Raw genomic sequence first — 19,464 nt, 5'->3', positions numbered from 1 at the left:
GTCATGAGTAGTAAGATTGATAATCAGCTTTTTTCAGCACATGAACATGCGTTAGAGCATGAACCATGTCCACAGTGTGGTGGAGAGCTTCAGCTTCGCCATGGTAAGTACGGCCCATTTTTGGGCTGTAAGCAGTATCCGAGCTGTGATTACATCAAGCCTTTGCATCAAAACGATGGCCATGTGGTGAAAGAGCTGGGTGTACCGTGTCCTAAATGCCAAAATGAATTGGTACTAAGACAAGGTCGCTTTGGGATGTTCATTGGCTGTAGCAACTATCCAGAGTGTAATCACATCGAATCTTTGGACCAACCAAAAGAACAACCTGAAGAGCAGCCGCTGGTTGCATGCCCTGAGTGTGGTAGAGGCCATTTGGTTGAGCGTAAATCTCGCTATGGCAAAACCTTCTATGCCTGTGATAACTACCCTAAATGTAAGTTTGCTGTTAATCAGCCTCCTGTTATAGGCCGCTGTGAAGAGTGCTATTTTCCGCTGTTACTTGAGAAGAAAACAGCCAGTGGAACCAAAAAGCAATGCGCTGATCGCAAGTGTCATCACATTCAATCTCAGTAGTCATGCTAGTCACAGTAAGTGAATGGCCAGAAATAAAAAACGGCGCTCAATGAGCGCCGTTTCTACATCCATCAATAAGCCAATGCAGGCTTACTTCATCTGTTCAGCAAACTCATGCACAGCAGGGTAGGCTTGCTTATCAAGAATATCAGCCAATGAGCACAACGCTCTTTGCAGCTCTGCGTTGTAGTCAGCGCTCACGTTAATGTGGCCCATCTTACGACCTGCACGCTTCTCTTTGCCATACCAATGAACATGACAGCCACCTTGAGCCAGAATAGCCTCAGGTAGAGTATCTTCACCAAGAATGTTGATCATTGCGGTTGGACGAATCAGCTTAGTGCTGCCTAGTGGCATGCCACACACTGCGCGCAGGTGGTTCTCAAACTGACAAGTTTCAGCACCTTGTTGCGTCCAGTGGCCAGAGTTATGAACACGTGGTGCTATCTCGTTAACCAGCAGTGAACCTTGAACATCAAAGAACTCAAGTGCTAGTACGCCAACGTAATCTAAGCGTTCTGCAATTGCTGTGAACATGGTTTTCGCTTGCTCTTGCAGTTCAATGTCATCAATCGCTGTCGATAAGCTCAACACGCCGTCGGTGTGAACATTCTCAGCCAGTGGGTACACTTGAATCTCGCCATTGGTACCGCGAGCACCAACCAGTGATACTTCACGGTCGAATGGAACGAACTCTTCAGCCACAATGGCTTGATTGTCTGTAGCTGCAATGCACTCGGCTATTTCTGTCCAAGTCGCGTCAACATTGTCTAATGTCTTTAAGCGCCACTGGCCCTTACCATCGTAGCCGCCAAGGGTGCTCTTCAATACCATTGGTAAGCCAACGTGAGCGATCGCAGCGTTAAAGTCTTCGCGAGAGTTAATCACATAGTATTTAGCATTCTTCACGTTCGCTTCGTCTAACAGCGCTTTTTCAAGGCGACGGTCACCGCCAGCTTTGATTGCTTCAGTAGTCGGTAAGAATTTACCGCTGCGCTCACATACCTCAAGTACATCGTGAGGGATATGTTCGAACTCAGCAGTAATGACGTCCGCGCGCTCAATCGCATTTTCTAAGCCGTTGCCTAGAACCGCTTGCGTTAATGGGTGAACAATATTTTTGCTGCCAACATCAAAAGCAGAAATTTCAATATTCAGGGGCGCCCCAGCTAGGGACATCATGCGAGCAAGTTGGCCCGCGCCTAACACAAGAACATGCATGGGAATTAGTCCTCAGCAGGGTTTGGATTAGCCAGAACCGTTTCTGTTTGCTCAGAGCGGAACGCTTCTACTTTTGCCATCACTTCTTCATTGTGAGTACCAATGATTTGGGCTGCTAGGATACCAGCATTGGCAGCGCCAGCTTCACCGATAGCCAAAGTACCTACCGCAATGCCTTTTGGCATCTGTACGATAGAAAGCAGAGAATCCATGCCCTTGAGTGCTTTAGACTGAACAGGAACACCTAAAACAGGTACGCTTGTGAAAGCTGCAGCCATGCCCGGAAGATGCGCAGCACCGCCAGCACCAGCAATAATCACTTTAATACCGCGCTCTTTCGCACTGGTTGCGTAATCAGCAAGCAACTGAGGTGTGCGGTGAGCAGAAACCACTTTTGTTTCGTACGCCACGCCAAACTGATCCAACATTTCTGCAGCTAGCTTCATTGTTGGCCAATCAGATTTAGAACCCATGATAATACCGACAGTCATCTCAAACTCCTTCAGGTACGATTTAATTAGTGATTAGATATTTTGCGCGCATTATACGGGTAAAATTGCTTAAGGAAAACGTTTGCTTCAGTCTAAGTTGTTAATTGATACATTTTATAAACAAATAGCTTTAGTCACAGTGAATGATAATTTGTACACTTAGCGAGTTCGATAACAGAATTAATGAGGCAACCCTTGGATAACTTTCAACATACTTTGCAGGCATTACAACAAGGTGAAGTCATTGCTTACCCGACTGAAGGCGTTTTTGGGGTCGGTTGTGATCCCGATAATCCACAAGCCATTAAGAAATTGCTCGATTTAAAACAGCGGCCGATGGAGAAAGGGTTGATCCTAATTGCTGCGAGTTACGAGCAGTTGCTGCCCTATATTGATGAAAGCCAGTTGACGGAAGCGCAGTTAGCGACCGTAAAAGCAACATGGCCAGGTCCGGTAACTTGGATAATGCCAACCAGCAGTAAAGTAACTGACTGGGTCAGCGGCCAGTTTGATTCCATTGCAGTACGAGTGACTGATCACCCTTTAGTTCAAAGAATGTGTAATGAATTCGGTAAGCCGTTAACCTCTACCAGTGCCAACCTGACCGGAGAGCCGCCTTGCATGACGACTGAAGAAGTTCAGCAGCAACTTGGCCAATATCTAGTCTCTATTTTAGAAGGTCACACGGGTGGTCGCGAGAAACCAAGCGAAATTAGAGATGCAAAAACGTCGAAAATATTAAGACAGGGTTAAACCCTGCAAAGGAAGTAAGATGTCAGCAATTGATAAAGAAGCAGTAAAGCAGTTTTTACTGAGCCTACAAGATTCGATTTGCCAACAGCTTGAACAAGCTGATGGTGCAGCTCTTTTTGAAGAAGATGCATGGCAGCGTGAACCTGGCGAACGTCTTGGTGGCGGTGGTCGAACTCGCGTGATGACCAATGGTGCGGTATTTGAGCAAGGCGGTGTTAACTTTTCTCATGTCGCTGGTAAGGCTATGCCTGCCTCTGCAACTGCTCACCGTCCTGAATTAGCCGGACGTAAGTTTGAAGCTATGGGTGTCTCATTAGTTATCCACCCTAAAAACCCATACATCCCAACCTCACACGCGAACGTACGATTCTTTATTGCCGAAAAGGAAGGGGAAGATCCTATCTGGTGGTTCGGTGGTGGTTTTGATTTAACGCCATTCTATCCTGTCGATGAAGATTGCCAATCTTGGCATCAAACTGCTAAAGACCTGTGTGCACCATTTGGTGATTATGTTTACCAAGAACACAAAGAGTGGTGTGATAAGTACTTCTATCTACCTCACCGTGATGAAACACGTGGTGTTGGCGGTCTGTTCTTTGATGACTTAAACGAGTGGGGCTTTGAAAAGAGCTTCGCTTATATGCAGGCGGTCGGTGAAGGTTTTGCAGCCGCGTATTTACCAATTGTAGAACGACGCAAAGAGACACCTTATGGTGAACGTGAGCGTGACTTCCAGCTTTATCGTCGTGGTCGCTATGTTGAATTTAACTTAGTCTATGACCGTGGCACCCTATTTGGTCTACAAAGTGGTGGTCGCACAGAATCAATATTAATGTCGATGCCGCCATTGGCTCGTTGGGAATATCGCTACGAACCTCAAGCGGGTTCACCAGAAGCTCTGCTTTATAGCGACTACCTAAAGCCTCGAGTTTGGTAGTTCTTCCTTCCTTATAGGGATAGTGATAGGGTCATCTATATAGATGACCTTTTTTATTTCTGTTAGGTAAGGATATGACACAGCAAGTAGATCGTTATGCCGTTTTCGGTAACCCTATTGGGCAAAGCAAATCGCCATTCATTCACACATTATTTGCTCGCCAAACCAGCCAACAACTTACCTATACAGCATTACAGCCAGAGCATGGTGAATTTATCACTGCTGCGAAAGCCTTTTTCAGCGAAGGTGGTAGAGGATGTAATGTCACAGCACCTTTTAAAGAAGATGCGTATCAGTTTGCCAATCGCCTTACTGAGAGGGCTGAACTAGCCGGTGCCGTAAACACACTTAAGAAGCTCGATGACGGAGAAATCATTGGTGATAACACCGATGGTGAGGGTTTAGTTCAAGACCTTCTTCAACATCAAGTTATGCTAGAAGGGGCTCGCGTTCTTCTTCTTGGCGCTGGTGGCGCCGCTCGAGGAGTGATTCAACCTCTTCTCGACCAAAAGCCACAACAGTTGGTAGTCGCTAATCGAACCAGTTCAAAGGCTCAACTTCTGGCTGAGATGTTTTCTTCACATGGCAACATCAAAGGAATAGGGTTAAGCGATGTTAATGAAGGGTTTGATGTCATCATTAACTCGACCTCGTCTGGTCTAAGTGGTCAGCTTCCTGAAGTTTCTGAGATTATCTTCAATTCGAATAGTGCTGTTTATGACATGGTTTACGGATCTGGAACCACAGTATTTAATCAATGGGCATTAGATAACGGTGTTCACGCTGCTTATGATGGTTTGGGTATGTTGGTAGGGCAGGCTGCTGAGAGCTTTATGCTGTGGCGTGGTCTTCGCCCAGGAACAAAACAGATTTTAAGAGAATTACGCAAAAACCTAGAGATGTAACAAGGTATTTATAAAAAATGAATCAATCAATTCTATTTCCTGATATCCAAGATTGGGATGAAGAGAATCAATCAATCACCTTCCCAGCACAGCAGTCGGGCGCACTGATTGAGTGTGTTATGTCTATTGAAGAATTGTCTCGATTGGCAGGCAAAGATATAGAAGAAGGCGATCAAGCTTTAGTTATCTTTTCAGAGTTACGTTTCGATATTGAAGAGCTAGCTGAAGAGTTAATAGAAGAAGAGGAGTATGACTCCTCTAATCGGATTCAGATCAAAGCGCTTTAAACTGGAAGCACAGAGTCTAGATAGTCGTTTTTATTCTGAACATAGTTGTCAGCTGACTTCTGTAAAAAGGCACGCTCTTTATCGTTTAATGGGCGTGCTTGTTTTACTGGGCTTCCTACATAGAGATAACCGCTTTCAAGTACCTTGTTCGGTGGCACTAAGCTACCAGCACCAATCATCACTTCTTCTTTAATAATCACGCCATCAAGCACGATAGCTCCCATACCAACAAGTACACGATCTTCAATCGTGCAGCCATGCAGCATTACTTTATGTCCGATAGTGACATCATTACCTATTAGTAGAGGATAACCTTCAGGGTTGTCAGCACTCTTATGGGTGACGTGCAAAATGCTGCCGTCTTGGATATTCGTTCTATCTCCAATATGAATGTGGTTCACATCTCCTCGAGCTGCAACCAAAGGCCACACGCTAGAGTCGTCACCGATTTTGATATCACCAACCAGTACCGAACTTGTATCTATATAGACACCTTGTCCAATCTGAGGGGATATTCCTTTATAACTGCGCATTGAACTCATAAATCCTCCTTTATATAGGCACCTTAAGCCCTTAATTAAGGGGAATACTAGTGAAAATGGAGTGTTTTGAACAAAAAACGCTCGAACAATCAAAAAAGTAAGAAAAACTTCAAAAAGGGCTTGCCAGTGTGATCGAAATCTCTATAATGCGACCTCGTTGAAACGGGAAGGCTTCGTAAGAAACCAAAACGAATCAGCAGGTCAAATTAGCCAAGCTAAGCGCTTGAAAAAAGTTTTGAAAATAGTGGTTGACACTAAAACTTAAATCGCTAAAATGGCCGTCCGATTTGAGCGAAGCTCAAAAAGGAAAAGCTCTTTAACAATTTAAACCTATCAATCTGTGTGGGCACTCGTTGATGAATATCAAAACGTTATTACTTAGGTAATAGCAGTTACTTCGGTAACAAACTTGATTTCAATGAACTGAGTGACCAATACGTTTAACTACTTGTAGTTATTCGGCACAGTCAATTCATTACCATTCTGTTGGAATGGTAATAGCTTTAGAATTACATGTTCATGTTTACATGAATATTAGTTTTGAAGTCAGTATTCGTTGAGTCACAAAATCTTAAATTGAAGAGTTTGATCATGGCTCAGATTGAACGCTGGCGGCAGGCCTAACACATGCAAGTCGAGCGGAAACGACACTAACAATCCTTCGGGTGCGTTAATGGGCGTCGAGCGGCGGACGGGTGAGTAATGCCTAGGAAATTGCCTTGATGTGGGGGATAACCATTGGAAACGATGGCTAATACCGCATAATGCCTACGGGCCAAAGAGGGGGACCTTCGGGCCTCTCGCGTCAAGATATGCCTAGGTGGGATTAGCTAGTTGGTGAGGTAATGGCTCACCAAGGCTACGATCCCTAGCTGGTCTGAGAGGATGATCAGCCACACTGGAACTGAGACACGGTCCAGACTCCTACGGGAGGCAGCAGTGGGGAATATTGCACAATGGGCGAAAGCCTGATGCAGCCATGCCGCGTGTATGAAGAAGGCCTTCGGGTTGTAAAGTACTTTCAGTTGTGAGGAAGGGGGTAGCGTTAATAGCGCTATCTCTTGACGTTAGCAACAGAAGAAGCACCGGCTAACTCCGTGCCAGCAGCCGCGGTAATACGGAGGGTGCGAGCGTTAATCGGAATTACTGGGCGTAAAGCGCATGCAGGTGGTTCATTAAGTCAGATGTGAAAGCCCGGGGCTCAACCTCGGAACTGCATTTGAAACTGGTGAACTAGAGTGCTGTAGAGGGGGGTAGAATTTCAGGTGTAGCGGTGAAATGCGTAGAGATCTGAAGGAATACCAGTGGCGAAGGCGGCCCCCTGGACAGACACTGACACTCAGATGCGAAAGCGTGGGGAGCAAACAGGATTAGATACCCTGGTAGTCCACGCCGTAAACGATGTCTACTTGGAGGTTGTGGCCTTGAGCCGTGGCTTTCGGAGCTAACGCGTTAAGTAGACCGCCTGGGGAGTACGGTCGCAAGATTAAAACTCAAATGAATTGACGGGGGCCCGCACAAGCGGTGGAGCATGTGGTTTAATTCGATGCAACGCGAAGAACCTTACCTACTCTTGACATCCAGAGAATCCAGCGGAGACGCAGGAGTGCCTTCGGGAGCTCTGAGACAGGTGCTGCATGGCTGTCGTCAGCTCGTGTTGTGAAATGTTGGGTTAAGTCCCGCAACGAGCGCAACCCTTATCCTTGTTTGCCAGCGAGTAATGTCGGGAACTCCAGGGAGACTGCCGGTGATAAACCGGAGGAAGGTGGGGACGACGTCAAGTCATCATGGCCCTTACGAGTAGGGCTACACACGTGCTACAATGGCGCATACAGAGGGCAGCAAGCTAGCGATAGTGAGCGAATCCCAAAAAGTGCGTCGTAGTCCGGATTGGAGTCTGCAACTCGACTCCATGAAGTCGGAATCGCTAGTAATCGTGAATCAGAATGTCACGGTGAATACGTTCCCGGGCCTTGTACACACCGCCCGTCACACCATGGGAGTGGGCTGCAAAAGAAGTGGGTAGTTTAACCTTTCGGGGAGGACGCTCACCACTTTGTGGTTCATGACTGGGGTGAAGTCGTAACAAGGTAGCCCTAGGGGAACCTGGGGCTGGATCACCTCCTTATACGAAGATACTTACGATGAGTGTCCACACAGATTGATTAGGTTTAGAAAAGTAAAGAGACGAAGAACTCCCAAGTTCTTCAATATCCAGTGTCCCGTTCGTCTAGAGGCCTAGGACACCGCCCTTTCACGGCGGTAACAGGGGTTCGACTCCCCTACGGGATACCATTGGGTCGTTAGCTCAGTTGGTAGAGCAGTTGACTTTTAATCAATTGGTCGCAGGTTCGAATCCTGCACGACCCACCATTCTTTCTCCGCGAAGGAATTAAAACTATCGTGGGCGATTAGCTCAGTTGGGAGAGCACCTGCCTTACAAGCAGGGGGTCACTGGTTCGAGCCCGGTATCGCCCACCATTCTCTAAAAATTCTTGGTTATATTCATATCCAAACCACTTCTTTTGTCGTTGGTTGGTATGTTTGACCCTGAGAGTCTTTAGAAAATGTGAATTTTAGAACGCTGGTTCTTAAAGTCTCATGCTCTTTAACAATTTGGAAAGCTGACTGATTGATTACTTACGAGTAATTCAATCAAATTTAAAAGTTCTCAATGTTTATCTTTCATTAGATAAACACAACAAACACATTCAAGTGTCTTGTATTCGAATCAATGTTTACATTGATTCACAATTGAGTCCGGCAAACAGTCATCAAGAATTAACCCTTCTTGATGACAACCAAAAACCTTGGTTAGTTGCCATACGCTTATTTGTCTTCACTTTTTAAAGTGAAAGCAAATAGAAACCCTTTCGGGTTGTATGGTTAAGTGACTAAGCGTACACGGTGGATGCCTTGGCAGTCAGAGGCGATGAAAGGCGTAATAACTTGCGATAAGCCCAGATTAGGTAGTAATAACCTTTTGAGTCTGGGATTCCTGAATGGGGAAACCCACTTACATAAGTAAGTATCCTGTTGTGAATACATAGCAACAGGAGGCAAACCGGGGGAACTGAAACATCTAAGTACCCCGAGGAAGAGAAATCAACCGAGATTCCGAAAGTAGCGGCGAGCGAAATTGGATTAGCCCTTAAGCTTTTAATGAGACAGATGAAGGCTCTGGAAAGTGCCGCAATAAAGGGTGATAGCCCCGTAATCGACATCTCATAATCAGTGAAAACGAGTAGGGCGGGACACGTGATATCCTGTCTGAATATGGGGGGACCATCCTCCAAGGCTAAATACTACTGACTGACCGATAGTGAACCAGTACCGTGAGGGAAAGGCGAAAAGAACCCCTGTGAGGGGAGTGAAATAGAACCTGAAACCGTGTACGTACAAGCAGTAGGAGCACCTTCGTGGTGTGACTGCGTACCTTTTGTATAATGGGTCAGCGACTTAATTTTAGTAGCAAGGTTAACCGTTTAGGGGAGCCGTAGGGAAACCGAGTCTTAACTGGGCGTACAGTTGCTAGGATTAGACCCGAAACCAGGTGATCTAGCCATGGGCAGGTTGAAGGTTGAGTAACATCAACTGGAGGACCGAACCGACTAATGTTGAAAAATTAGCGGATGACTTGTGGCTAGGGGTGAAAGGCCAATCAAACCTGGAGATAGCTGGTTCTCCCCGAAAGCTATTTAGGTAGCGCCTCGGACGAATACTACTGGGGGTAGAGCACTGTTAAGGCTAGGGGGTCATCCCGACTTACCAACCCTTTGCAAACTCCGAATACCAGTAAGTACTATCCGGGAGACACACGGCGGGTGCTAACGTCCGTCGTGGAGAGGGAAACAACCCAGACCGCCAGCTAAGGTCCCAAAGTATAGCTAAGTGGGAAACGATGTGGGAAGGCTCAGACAGCCAGGATGTTGGCTTAGAAGCAGCCATCATTTAAAGAAAGCGTAATAGCTCACTGGTCGAGTCGGCCTGCGCGGAAGATGTAACGGGGCTAAGCTATACACCGAAGCTGCGGCTACGTACCTTAGGGTATGTGGGGTAGGGGAGCGTTCTGTAAGCCGTTGAAGGTGGTCTGTAAGGGCTGCTGGAGGTATCAGAAGTGCGAATGCTGACATGAGTAACGATAAAGGGAGTGAAAAACTCCCTCGCCGGAAGACCAAGGGTTCCTGTCCAACGTTAATCGGGGCAGGGTAAGTCGACTCCTAAGGCGAGGCCGAAAGGCGTAGTCGATGGGAAACGGGTTAATATTCCCGTACTTCTTACAATTGCGATGGGGGGACGGAGAAGGCTAGGTGGGCCTGGCGACGGTTGTCCAGGTTCAAGTACGTAGGCGGGTGGTTTAGGTAAATCCGGACCGCTACTAACGCTGAGATACGATGTCGAGCTACTACGGTAGTGAAGTCATTGATGCCATGCTTCCAGGAAAAGCCTCTAAGCTTCAGATTGTAAGGAATCGTACCCCAAACCGACACAGGTGGTCGGGTAGAGAATACCAAGGCGCTTGAGAGAACTCGGGTGAAGGAACTAGGCAAAATGGTACCGTAACTTCGGGAGAAGGTACGCTCTTATCAGTGAAGTCCCTTGCGGATGGAGCAGACGAGAGTCGCAGATACCAGGTGGCTGCAACTGTTTATTAAAAACACAGCACTGTGCAAAATCGTAAGATGACGTATACGGTGTGACGCCTGCCCGGTGCCGGAAGGTTAATTGATGGGGTTAGACTTCGGTCGAAGCTCTTGATCGAAGCCCCGGTAAACGGCGGCCGTAACTATAACGGTCCTAAGGTAGCGAAATTCCTTGTCGGGTAAGTTCCGACCTGCACGAATGGCGTAATGATGGCCACGCTGTCTCCACCCGAGACTCAGTGAAATTGAAATCGCTGTGAAGATGCAGTGTACCCGCGGCTAGACGGAAAGACCCCGTGAACCTTTACTACAGCTTGGCACTGAACATTGAACCTACATGTGTAGGATAGGTGGGAGACTATGAAACCGCGTCGCTAGATGTGGTGGAGTCGTCCTTGAAATACCACCCTTGTAGTTTTGATGTTCTAACGTTGGTCCCTGAATCGGGATTACGGACAGTGCCTGGTGGGTAGTTTGACTGGGGCGGTCTCCTCCCAAAGAGTAACGGAGGAGCACGAAGGTGGGCTAAACACGGTTGGACATCGTGTGGTTAGTGCAATGGCATAAGCCCGCTTGACTGCGAGAATGACAATTCGAGCAGGTGCGAAAGCAGGTCATAGTGATCCGGTGGTTCTGAATGGAAGGGCCATCGCTCAACGGATAAAAGGTACTCCGGGGATAACAGGCTGATACCGCCCAAGAGTTCATATCGACGGCGGTGTTTGGCACCTCGATGTCGGCTCATCACATCCTGGGGCTGAAGTCGGTCCCAAGGGTATGGCTGTTCGCCATTTAAAGTGGTACGCGAGCTGGGTTTAGAACGTCGTGAGACAGTTCGGTCCCTATCTGCCGTGGGCGTTGGAAAATTGAAAGGGGCTGCTCCTAGTACGAGAGGACCGGAGTGGACGAACCTCTGGTGTTCGGGTTGTCATGCCAATGGCATTGCCCGGTAGCTAAGTTCGGAATCGATAACCGCTGAAAGCATCTAAGCGGGAAGCGAGCCTTGAGATGAGTTTTCCCTGGCGCTATAAGCGTCCTAAAGGGTTGTCGTAGACTACGACGTTGATAGGCAGGGTGTGTAAGTGCTGCGAGGCATTGAGCTAACCTGTACTAATTGCCCGTGAGGCTTAACCATACAACACCCAAGGGGTTTTGTGGACTCAAAGACAGACCTTGAATGAGTTTGAAGAGAAACTTTTAAAGCTCTATTAAATAGAGAAGCAGCTTTCCGAATTTTAAAATTTGCTTGGCGACCATAGCATTGTGGACCCACCTGATTCCATGCCGAACTCAGAAGTGAAACACAATAGCGCCGATGGTAGTGTGGGGCTTCCCCATGTGAGAGTAGGACATCGCCAGGCTTTAAATTTGAACACTTGTCAGCGACGACAAGTATTCCACTGCGGAGTGGTAGTTCAGTTGGTTAGAATACCGGCCTGTCACGCCGGGGGTCGCGGGTTCGAGTCCCGTCCACTCCGCCACTTATTCGATAACCTCGCCTAGTGCGAGGTTTTTTCGAATCTGACGTAGTGAAAAGTTTTAGGGGTGTAGCTCCAATTGGCAGAGCAGCGGATTCCAAATCCGCGTGTTGGGAGTTCGAATCTCTCCACCCCTGCCATATTTAAGGCTCTAGCAGAAATGCTAGAGCCTTTTTGCTTTCTGAATCTAATATATACGCCATTAGCAAAGCAGCGGATTCTCCGACTTACCAAAATAGAGCTTGTTGGGAGTCGAAACCTCCACCCTGCCATATAAATGCCTCAGCAGAAGTTCTGTTTTTTCACTTTATATTTGTTCGATTTTTAGTCGACAATTCCTGCTTTTAATAAAACCTAGCCTTAAAAGTGTAAGTGCTTACTTATCCCAGCCTCTTTTATAAACAATCAACAGCACAATCCCCACTTCTTTATGAGAATTATTCTCAATATTTTGTTACATTTTGGTCGTTATTACTAAAAGGCAACAAATATGGATATCTCCCGTCGTAAGTTTATTCAATCATCTCTCGCTATATCAGCACTCACTGTACTGCCCGCTTGCTCAATTAAACGGTTGGTTGATGAACAAGGAAAGTATGTTTACGACCTAACGGCAGAGCCTTCAACCGCTGAACTAGTAACGGGATTTGAGACTAATATTCTAGGCTTTAATGGTCAGATTCCAGCGCCAACGATTCGATGTCGACAGGGTGAAAAGGTCACGATCCGCTTTACGAATAAGCTATCAGAGCCGACGACTATTCATTGGCATGGTTTAAGAATTCCTATCGAAATGGATGGGGTTCCCTTCTTAAGTCAGCCACCAATCATCCCAGGTGAAACATTCATTTATGAGTTTACGCCGCCAGATGCCGGTACGTTTTGGTATCACCCACACATGAATAGTGTGAAGCAGCTTGGTATGGGCTTAGTTGGTCTTATTATCGTAGAAGAGAGCAATCCAGTACGGTTCGATGAAGAACACGCATTGATGCTTAAGCATTGGCACATCGATAAGCAGGGTCAATGGAAAGATTTAATGATCCCACGACTCAGTGCTCGTATGGGCACTCCTGGGGAGTGGAGTAGTGTTAATGGAGTCCATGAACCTGTATATCAGTTGAAGCAGTATGCAGCGACTAGACTGCGTATTGCTAATGTCGATAATACGATCACTTACCCTATTGCTGTCGAAGGGGCTGAAGCATGGGTTATAGCCATCGATGGTAATCCTGTAAAAACGCCTTATAAACTGGCTCAACATAAAATTGGCCCAGGTATGCGTGTCGATCTCGGGCTGATTGCTCCAAAGGAAGGGGAGCGAGTGAATGTTCTGCAAATGAAGGGACGTTTTCCTTTTTCCTTGTGTGAGTTTGAGGCTGTAGATTCCACGCTAATAGAAGGCCAAACACTTCCTTCATTGCCTCTCAATCCAGTACCTAACTTAGATCTCGTCAACGCAGAGGAAATCGATTTTGTGTTTGAGTGGGAAGGAGCGGTCTCACCGGTATCTAAAGATGGGAAGTCGATGCCTAAGTTTTGGCTTACGAATAAACGCGCGTGGGAGGGAATGAGCAAAGACAATATTCCAGCTCCGTTAGCGACTTTGGAGTTAGGTAAAACTTATATATTCGATCTTAAGAACGTCACTCAATATCACCACCCAATTCATATCCATGGTCATACATTCACTGTATTGGAACTTGATGGCAAAAAAATAGAAGAGCCTTTCCATACCGATACTGTATTACTAGGGAAAAACGGCCGAGCGAAAGCTGCGTTTGTTGCAGACAACCCAGGACGTTGGATGTACCACTGTCATGTAATTGAACACATGAAAACCGGATTGATGGGGTATATCGAAGTTAAGTGACACATGTAACGTTTAATATTTGCGCATGCATTCTTAGTTTCTACCCTCGCTTTTATCGGCGGTAAAGCTAGAATATAGGGACTGTTATTCGGGAGGATTCATGGGTCAGCTATCTATTTTAGGTTTTATTGCCATTGGTGGTGCATTTGGTGCTTGTTCGCGCTATTTGATTTCAGAGTTATGTGTAGTGATGTTAGGGCGTGGTTTTCCTTACGGTACGCTGACTGTTAACGTGATCGGCTCCTTCATTATGGGTTTGCTCATCGCCGCATTTGAAAATGAGATGGTTGCGACAGAACCATGGAGACAGATCATCGGTCTTGGTTTCCTTGGGGCACTGACTACGTTCTCTACATTTTCGATGGATAACGTGCTTCTTATGCAGCAGGGCGCTTTCTTTAAGATGGGACTCAATGTGCTGCTCAACGTGGTTCTCAGTATCTCTGCAGCATGGATCGGCTTCCAACTTTTGATAAAGTCTTAAAACTTTCTTACGATTTGTTAACAACTCGGCTTGGTTTATCCAAGCCGTTTTTATATACTCGATCGAACTTGTCGGAGTGCCATATGGCTGAGACCGTTAACTCGGGATCCGTTGAACCTGATCAGGCTAATACCTGCGAAGGGAACAAGAGTAGATATCTAACTAGAATCCTTCTAGAGATCTATCTCCAGATCACAACTGTATTTCTTACCGTGATCCCTCTTGTAGCATCTAATCCGTCAAGCATTTTTATCCCTATAAATAATGGCTAAAAGCCAAGGAAAAATGCTATGTCGAGTCGTAAACAAGCAAGACTGGAAGCGAAGAATTTCATTGATTCTTTATCCGTACAACCTTATCCAAATTCAAAAAAAGCTTACATCCAAGGATCTCGAGCGGACATTCAAGTCCCTGTCCGAGAAATATCACTCGCTGATAGCCTTGTGGGTGGCAGCAAAAAAGAGCCTGTATTCGAACCTAATGTACCTATTCAAGTTTACGATACCTCCGGTGTTTATACAGACCTTACACACGAAATAGACCTGTATAGCGGTCTTCCTAAGTTGCGAGAGCAATGGATTGAAGAGCGTGATGATACGGAACTGTTAGACGATGTAAGCTCTGTTTACACCAAAGAACGTTTAGAAGATGAAACCCTAGACGACCTTCGCTACGGCAACCTACCTAGAATTCGCCGTGCTACAGACAACCAATGTGTTACCCAATTGCATTATGCTCGTCAGGGCATTATCACGCCTGAGATGGAGTACATTGCCATACGTGAGAACATGGGACGTCAGAAGTTCGCTGATGAGCAGCTTAACCATCAACACCCTGGCCATAACTTTGGCGCAAACCTGCCGAAAGAAATTACTCCTGAGTTCGTGCGTAAAGAGGTTGCAGAAGGTCGAGCTATTATCCCTTCAAACATCAACCACCCAGAATCAGAACCGATGATTATTGGTCGAAACTTCTTAGTGAAGGTGAACGCTAATATTGGTAACTCTTCAGTAAGCTCTTCGATTGAAGAAGAAGTTGAGAAGCTAGTCTGGTCGACTCGTTGGGGTGGCGATACCGTAATGGATCTCTCAACTGGCCGTAATATCCACGAAACTCGCGAATGGATCCTACGTAATAGCCCAGTACCAATTGGTACGGTTCCTATGTATCAAGCGCTTGAAAAAGTGAATGGCGTAGCCGAAGACCTTAACTGGGAAGTGATGCGCGATACCTTGATTGAACAAGCAGAGCAGGGTGTTGATTACTTTACTATCCACGCAGGCTTATTGCTTCGCTACGTTCCTATGACCGCTAAACGTGTGACTGGTATTGTCTCTCGTGGCGGCTCCATCATCGCGAAATGGTGTCTTGCTCATCACCAAGAAAGTTTCCTTTATACCCACTTCCGTGAGATCTGTGAGATCTGTGCGAAGTACGATGTTGCTTTATCATTAGGTGACGGTTTACGTCCGGGTTCTATTGCAGATGCTAATGATGAGGCTCAATTCTCGGAGTTACGGACTCTAGGTGAGTTGACTAAAGTGGCTTGGGAATACGACGTTCAGGTGATCATTGAAGGCCCTGGACATGTGCCAATGCACTTAATCAAAGAGAACATGGACGAGCAGTTAGAACACTGCCATGAAGCGCCTTTCTATACTTTAGGTCCACTGACGACAGATATTGCCCCTGGTTACGATCATATTACTTCAGGTATTGGTGCTGCCATGATTGGTTGGTACGGCTGTGCGATGCTCTGTTATGTCACCCCTAAAGAGCACCTAGGCTTACCAAACAAAGAAGATGTCAAGACTGGCCTGATTACTTACAAGCTTGCTGCACACGCTGCTGACCTCGCGAAAGGGCACCCGGGTGCACAAATCCGCGACAATGCATTATCTAAAGCACGTTTTGAATTCCGTTGGGAAGACCAATTCAATCTAGCTTTAGATCCGGAAACCGCGCGTTCTTTCCATGATGAAACTTTACCGCAGGAGTCGGGTAAGGTTGCTCACTTCTGCTCAATGTGTGGTCCTAAGTTTTGCTCGATGAAGATCTCTCAGGAAGTCCGAGAGTATGCGAAAGACACCGAACAAGTGGCGGCTGATCAGGCTATCGAGATTAAGATGTTGGATAACCCGTTGGAAGGGATGCGTCAGAAATCACAAGAGTTTCGTGATACTGGCTCTGAACTTTACCACCCTGCAGTAGGTGCAAAAGAAGCTCAACTAGAGGAATAATGATAGTGAAGATACTCATCCCATCTCAAAATATTGAGTTAACGGGAGAGGTGCAGAACTGTCTATTGGTTGCTAAGCGACAAGGCTTGGCAACCGATGCAGTTGAGTTGGGCGTAAGCCCAACTCAATACTTCTCTATCGTTGATGCTCAGCAGGCGTTATCTATTGGCTTTGCTCATGATGTTGATTCATTGGCGAAGTGTCAGCTAGCGGAATTGAACCATGTTGTTGATTACAGTCATTCTGTCGCGCTAACTGACGTTTGTGATGCCTTTACACAAACTCCGAATACCATTTATATCGGTGTCTTAGATGATTCAGTTGTACTGGATATCTGGTCACATCTAGATACTAACCGTGCTATCAAGAGTGAAACTACAGCTCATCAGGAGTTAGATAATCGTGGCCATTTTGCTTGGTTACTTACTTTGTTGGCGCTGGAATTTCCATTAGAAGACGCACTGGTTTTAGCTCGCGCAGCATTTAATGTTTCACGTGGAACATGGCCAGCAAGCTATCAAAACTTTCCGATCCCAGTTCTGGAAGATGAGCGACTGGATATTAGTGTTGGTTGGGCTCACCAGGGAACATCACTTTCGTTCCCTGAATTGAGTAAGAGTAGCCTAGGGCTATACCCAGTGGTTGATGATGCTGAGTGGATCGAAAGGTTGCTCAAGCTTGGCATCAACACTGTTCAGCTACGTATTAAAAACCCGCAGCAAGCGGACTTAGAACAACAAGTTGCGCGATCAATCGAGCTTGGTCGAGAGCATAACGCTCAGGTTTTTATCAATGATTATTGGCAGCTTGCACTCAAGCATGACGCGTTTGGTGTTCATTTGGGGCAAGAGGATATTGAAGAATCAAACCTCTCACAGTTGAGCCAAGCAGGTATTAAGATCGGTCTCTCGACTCATGGCTATTACGAGTTGCTACGCATTGTTCAAATCAACCCAAGCTATATTGCGCTAGGTCATATCTTCCCAACAACAACTAAACAGATGCCATCGAAACCTCAGGGTTTAGTTCGTTTATCTCTGTATCAACAGCTGATTGATACTATTCCATACACAGAACAATCCATCGGCTATCCGACGGTTGCTATTGGTGGTATTGACCAATCGACAGCCGAACAGGTGTGGGAGTGTGGGGTATCGAGCTTGGCGGTGGTACGTGCGATTACATTGGCGGAAGACCCACAGAAAGTGATCGAATTTTTCGAAAAACTGATGGCACTTAAATCTCCAACTCTTAAGGAAGAGGTTATACAGGAGCCTAGCTATGCTGAGTGACTTTGAATTCATTCGTTATCAACGACAAATTGCGTTACCTGAGGTGGGTGAGCAAGGGCAACGCAACCTACTAAATAGTCATGTGTTGATCATCGGTTGTGGTGGCTTAGGTAATGCTTCGGCTCTTTACCTGGCTGCTTCTGGTGTTGGAAAGATCGTGTTGGTCGATGATGATTGTGTCGATTCATCGAACCTGCAACGACAGGTCGCGTTCAGGGAAGATCAGTTAGGTTCGCCTAAGGTTGAAGCGTTGAAGCAACAATTGAGTGAGCTCAATGGTCGCAGCCAAGTAAGAACCATCAATCAACGAATGAGTGAAAGTCAGCTTGAGCTTGAAGTGATGTTAGCTGACTTAGTGTTGGATTGTACTGACAACTTCGAGTCACGCCAGCAGGTTAACCAAGCATGTTTCAGCACGAAGACCCCTTTGATTTCTGGTTCTGCAATTGGCTGGAAAGGCCAGTTTATTGTATTTGATTATCAGAATCAGAAAGGGTGCTATCACTGCTTGTTCCCGTTCAGACATCACCCACAAACGACTCGTTGTAGCGATAGCGGCATCATCGGCCCAGTTGTTGGCACCATAGGTAACCTTCAAGCTTTGGCTGCTATTCAACGTCTAACTCGTGGTGAGTTTCAGGTCGCAACACATCAACTCAAACTATTCGATGGCCAGACGATGAATTGGCAAAACCTTATGGTGACTCAAGATAGTGAATGTCCCGTGTGCAGTGCGTCTGCAGTTAAGCATTTAGAAGAAGAAATCCAATGAGTCATATAACGATCTCTATAAACGAGCAACCAGAACAGGTCGCGCACTTATCGTCTCTCGCGGACATTATCCAGGCTCTGTCACTACCTGATCTGGGTTGTGTGTTTGCAATCAATAATGCGGTTGTCCCACGAAGTCAGTGGCAAAAAACTGTCGTCAATGAAGGCGACGCTATTTCTCTTTTCCAAGCTATAGCAGGAGGCTAACCATGTTAACTATCGCTGATAAAACGTTTCAATCGCGACTCTTCACAGGAACGGGTAAGTTCGCGAATAAGCACTTGATGGCGAGTGCTATTGAAGCTTCAGGCTCGCAACTGGCAACCATGGCGTTGAAGAGAGTTGATATTCGCTCTGAGCAAGACGACATTTTACAACCCATCATTGATGCTGGCGTGAACTTACTACCGAATACGTCAGGCGCTAAGAATACAAAAGATGCTGTCTTTGCTGCGTATTTGGCTCGTGAAGCGCTAGGTACAAACTGGCTTAAACTGGAAATTCATCCAGATCCAAAGTACTTGATGCCAGACCCAATAGAGACGCTTAAAGCTGCTGAGCAACTGGTTAAAGATGGCTTTGTTGTGTTGCCTTACTGCCATGCCGATCCAGTATTGTGTAAACGCTTGGAAGAGGTGGGTTGTGCTGCGGTTATGCCGCTAGGTGCCCCAATTGGTTCAAACAAAGGTATCGCTTCGGCAGACTTCTTAGAGATCATCATCGACCAAGCGAATGTCCCTGTGATTGTGGATGCAGGGATTGGCGCGCCATCACATGCTGCTCGTGCAATGGAAATGGGCGCAGACGCTGTGTTAGTGAATACGGCTATAGCTGCGTCTCAACAGCCTGTTGATATGGCGATTGCCTTTAAGTTAGCGGTAGAAGCAGGACGTATGGCTTACCTTGCCGGACTTGCAGGAAAAGTATCTCACGCGGTTGCTTCGAGCCCGTTAACTTCATTCCTAGACGAGTAG

General features: G+C 46.4%; 15 protein-coding genes, 5 tRNA genes, 3 rRNA genes and 1 riboswitch. Of the genes, 20 read left to right on the top strand and 3 right to left on the bottom strand.

The features are described 5' to 3' along the window. Window positions 1-3: 3 nt before the first annotated feature. Complete coding sequence (locus AC3CH3_RS15250) at window positions 4-573, top strand: DNA topoisomerase family protein (RefSeq protein ID WP_488537428.1); 570 nt, start codon at window positions 4-6, stop codon at window positions 571-573. A 90-nt stretch (window positions 574-663) separates the two neighbouring features. Here AC3CH3_RS15250 and AC3CH3_RS15245 read toward each other — a convergent pair whose 3' ends face one another. Both AC3CH3_RS15245 and purE read right to left on the bottom strand, forming a co-directional pair. Next, window positions 664-1,794, bottom strand: a complete 1,131-nt coding sequence (locus AC3CH3_RS15245; RefSeq protein WP_488537427.1) for a 5-(carboxyamino)imidazole ribonucleotide synthase — start codon at window positions 1,792-1,794, stop codon at window positions 664-666. Between the two features lie 5 nt (window positions 1,795-1,799). Further along, complete coding sequence (gene purE, locus AC3CH3_RS15240; protein WP_004735777.1) at window positions 1,800-2,285, bottom strand: 5-(carboxyamino)imidazole ribonucleotide mutase; 486 nt, start codon at window positions 2,283-2,285, stop codon at window positions 1,800-1,802. A gap of 195 nt (window positions 2,286-2,480) precedes the next feature. On the opposite strand from purE, the gene tsaC reads away from it, so the two are divergent. The 4 genes from tsaC (at window position 2,481) to AC3CH3_RS15220 (ending at window position 5,167) form a co-directional block, all read left to right on the top strand. Next, complete coding sequence (gene tsaC, locus AC3CH3_RS15235; protein WP_488537426.1) at window positions 2,481-3,038, top strand: L-threonylcarbamoyladenylate synthase type 1 TsaC; 558 nt, start codon at window positions 2,481-2,483, stop codon at window positions 3,036-3,038. A gap of 19 nt (window positions 3,039-3,057) precedes the next feature. Further along, entirely contained in the window at window positions 3,058-3,975 is a 918-nt protein-coding gene (hemF, locus tag AC3CH3_RS15230) for an oxygen-dependent coproporphyrinogen oxidase (protein ID WP_488537425.1), read from the top strand. Window positions 3,976-4,049: 74 nt separating this feature from the next. Beyond that, window positions 4,050-4,880 carry a shikimate dehydrogenase gene (gene aroE, locus AC3CH3_RS15225; protein WP_488537424.1) on the top strand — a complete coding sequence of 277 codons (831 nt, stop codon included), beginning with the start codon at window positions 4,050-4,052 and terminating at the stop codon, window positions 4,878-4,880. A 17-nt stretch (window positions 4,881-4,897) separates the two neighbouring features. Continuing rightward, window positions 4,898-5,167 carry a DUF1488 family protein gene (locus AC3CH3_RS15220; RefSeq protein WP_086050333.1) on the top strand — a complete coding sequence of 90 codons (270 nt, stop codon included), beginning with the start codon at window positions 4,898-4,900 and terminating at the stop codon, window positions 5,165-5,167. Here AC3CH3_RS15220 and AC3CH3_RS15215 read toward each other — a convergent pair. Then, window positions 5,164-5,709: a gamma carbonic anhydrase family protein gene (locus tag AC3CH3_RS15215; RefSeq protein ID WP_428784476.1), complete on the bottom strand. Its 546-nt coding sequence runs from the start codon at window positions 5,707-5,709 to the stop codon at window positions 5,164-5,166. The two genes, AC3CH3_RS15220 and AC3CH3_RS15215, sit on opposite strands and share 4 nt — an antisense overlap. Before the next feature lie 573 nt (window positions 5,710-6,282). Here AC3CH3_RS15215 and AC3CH3_RS15210 point away from each other — a divergent pair. From AC3CH3_RS15210 to AC3CH3_RS15140, 15 genes are all read left to right on the top strand, one after another. Continuing rightward, window positions 6,283-7,837, top strand: a 16S ribosomal RNA gene (locus tag AC3CH3_RS15210). Between the two features lie 91 nt (window positions 7,838-7,928). Next, a tRNA-Glu gene (locus tag AC3CH3_RS15205) sits at window positions 7,929-8,004 on the top strand. A gap of 2 nt (window positions 8,005-8,006) precedes the next feature. Beyond that, window positions 8,007-8,082 (top strand) — tRNA-Lys (locus AC3CH3_RS15200). Window positions 8,083-8,114: 32 nt separating this feature from the next. Further along, window positions 8,115-8,190 (top strand) — tRNA-Val (locus AC3CH3_RS15195). A gap of 403 nt (window positions 8,191-8,593) precedes the next feature. Continuing rightward, window positions 8,594-11,487: ribosomal RNA gene (locus AC3CH3_RS15190) — 23S ribosomal RNA — on the top strand. Window positions 11,488-11,597: 110 nt separating this feature from the next. Beyond that, a 5S ribosomal RNA gene (gene rrf, locus AC3CH3_RS15185) occupies window positions 11,598-11,713 on the top strand. The 16S, 23S and 5S rRNA genes sit together here with 5 tRNA genes alongside, the layout of an rRNA operon. A gap of 43 nt (window positions 11,714-11,756) precedes the next feature. Beyond that, window positions 11,757-11,833 (top strand) — tRNA-Asp (locus tag AC3CH3_RS15180). A gap of 60 nt (window positions 11,834-11,893) precedes the next feature. Continuing rightward, window positions 11,894-11,970: transfer RNA gene (locus AC3CH3_RS15175), tRNA-Trp, on the top strand. Window positions 11,971-12,320: 350 nt separating this feature from the next. Continuing rightward, window positions 12,321-13,703 carry a multicopper oxidase family protein gene (locus tag AC3CH3_RS15170; RefSeq protein WP_488537423.1) on the top strand — a complete coding sequence of 461 codons (1,383 nt, stop codon included), beginning with the start codon at window positions 12,321-12,323 and terminating at the stop codon, window positions 13,701-13,703. Between the two features lie 100 nt (window positions 13,704-13,803). After that, window positions 13,804-14,187: a fluoride efflux transporter CrcB gene (crcB, locus tag AC3CH3_RS15165; protein ID WP_029405270.1), complete on the top strand. Its 384-nt coding sequence runs from the start codon at window positions 13,804-13,806 to the stop codon at window positions 14,185-14,187. A gap of 62 nt (window positions 14,188-14,249) precedes the next feature. After that, a riboswitch (TPP riboswitch) is annotated at window positions 14,250-14,348 on the top strand. A 129-nt stretch (window positions 14,349-14,477) separates the two neighbouring features. Continuing rightward, window positions 14,478-16,427: a phosphomethylpyrimidine synthase ThiC gene (thiC, locus tag AC3CH3_RS15160; protein WP_488537422.1), complete on the top strand. Its 1,950-nt coding sequence runs from the start codon at window positions 14,478-14,480 to the stop codon at window positions 16,425-16,427. Continuing rightward, entirely contained in the window at window positions 16,427-17,719 is a 1,293-nt protein-coding gene (locus tag AC3CH3_RS15155; protein WP_488537421.1) for a thiamine phosphate synthase, read from the top strand. Before thiC ends, AC3CH3_RS15155 begins: the two co-directional genes overlap by 1 nt. Beyond that, complete coding sequence (locus tag AC3CH3_RS15150) at window positions 17,709-18,491, top strand: HesA/MoeB/ThiF family protein (protein WP_488537420.1); 783 nt, start codon at window positions 17,709-17,711, stop codon at window positions 18,489-18,491. The genes AC3CH3_RS15155 and AC3CH3_RS15150 overlap by 11 nt, the downstream gene beginning before the upstream one ends. Continuing rightward, window positions 18,488-18,697 carry a sulfur carrier protein ThiS gene (gene thiS / locus AC3CH3_RS15145; RefSeq protein ID WP_102553991.1) on the top strand — a complete coding sequence of 70 codons (210 nt, stop codon included), beginning with the start codon at window positions 18,488-18,490 and terminating at the stop codon, window positions 18,695-18,697. Before AC3CH3_RS15150 ends, thiS begins: the two co-directional genes overlap by 4 nt. Before the next feature lie 2 nt (window positions 18,698-18,699). Next, a complete protein-coding gene (locus tag AC3CH3_RS15140; RefSeq protein WP_488537419.1) occupies window positions 18,700-19,464 on the top strand; it encodes a thiazole synthase in 765 nt (254 codons plus the stop codon).

This window comes from Vibrio sp. QJM3NY_35 (genome assembly GCF_057785915.1).
This window is presented reverse-complemented; position numbering and strand designations above follow the sequence as displayed.

Excerpts from the sequence above, each read along its gene's own strand:
- AC3CH3_RS15220 (WP_086050333.1), top strand. The coding sequence starts at position 4,898 with ATGAATCAATCAATTCTATTTCCTGATATCCAAGATTGGGATGAAGAG.
- thiS (WP_102553991.1), top strand. The coding sequence starts at position 18,488 with ATGAGTCATATAACGATCTCTATAAACGAGCAACCAGAACAGGTCGCG.
- hemF (WP_488537425.1), top strand. The coding sequence starts at position 3,058 with ATGTCAGCAATTGATAAAGAAGCAGTAAAGCAGTTTTTACTGAGCCTA.
- aroE (WP_488537424.1), top strand. The coding sequence starts at position 4,050 with ATGACACAGCAAGTAGATCGTTATGCCGTTTTCGGTAACCCTATTGGG.
- AC3CH3_RS15245 (WP_488537427.1), bottom strand. The coding sequence starts at position 1,794 with ATGCATGTTCTTGTGTTAGGCGCGGGCCAACTTGCTCGCATGATGTCC.
- purE (WP_004735777.1), bottom strand. The coding sequence starts at position 2,285 with ATGACTGTCGGTATTATCATGGGTTCTAAATCTGATTGGCCAACAATG.
- thiC (WP_488537422.1), top strand. The coding sequence starts at position 14,478 with ATGTCGAGTCGTAAACAAGCAAGACTGGAAGCGAAGAATTTCATTGAT.
- AC3CH3_RS15150 (WP_488537420.1), top strand. The coding sequence starts at position 17,709 with ATGCTGAGTGACTTTGAATTCATTCGTTATCAACGACAAATTGCGTTA.
- crcB (WP_029405270.1), top strand. The coding sequence starts at position 13,804 with ATGGGTCAGCTATCTATTTTAGGTTTTATTGCCATTGGTGGTGCATTT.
- AC3CH3_RS15155 (WP_488537421.1), top strand. The coding sequence starts at position 16,427 with ATGATAGTGAAGATACTCATCCCATCTCAAAATATTGAGTTAACGGGA.
- AC3CH3_RS15140 (WP_488537419.1), top strand. The coding sequence starts at position 18,700 with ATGTTAACTATCGCTGATAAAACGTTTCAATCGCGACTCTTCACAGGA.
- AC3CH3_RS15215 (WP_428784476.1), bottom strand. The coding sequence starts at position 5,709 with ATGAGTTCAATGCGCAGTTATAAAGGAATATCCCCTCAGATTGGACAA.
- AC3CH3_RS15170 (WP_488537423.1), top strand. The coding sequence starts at position 12,321 with ATGGATATCTCCCGTCGTAAGTTTATTCAATCATCTCTCGCTATATCA.
- AC3CH3_RS15250 (WP_488537428.1), top strand. The coding sequence starts at position 4 with ATGAGTAGTAAGATTGATAATCAGCTTTTTTCAGCACATGAACATGCG.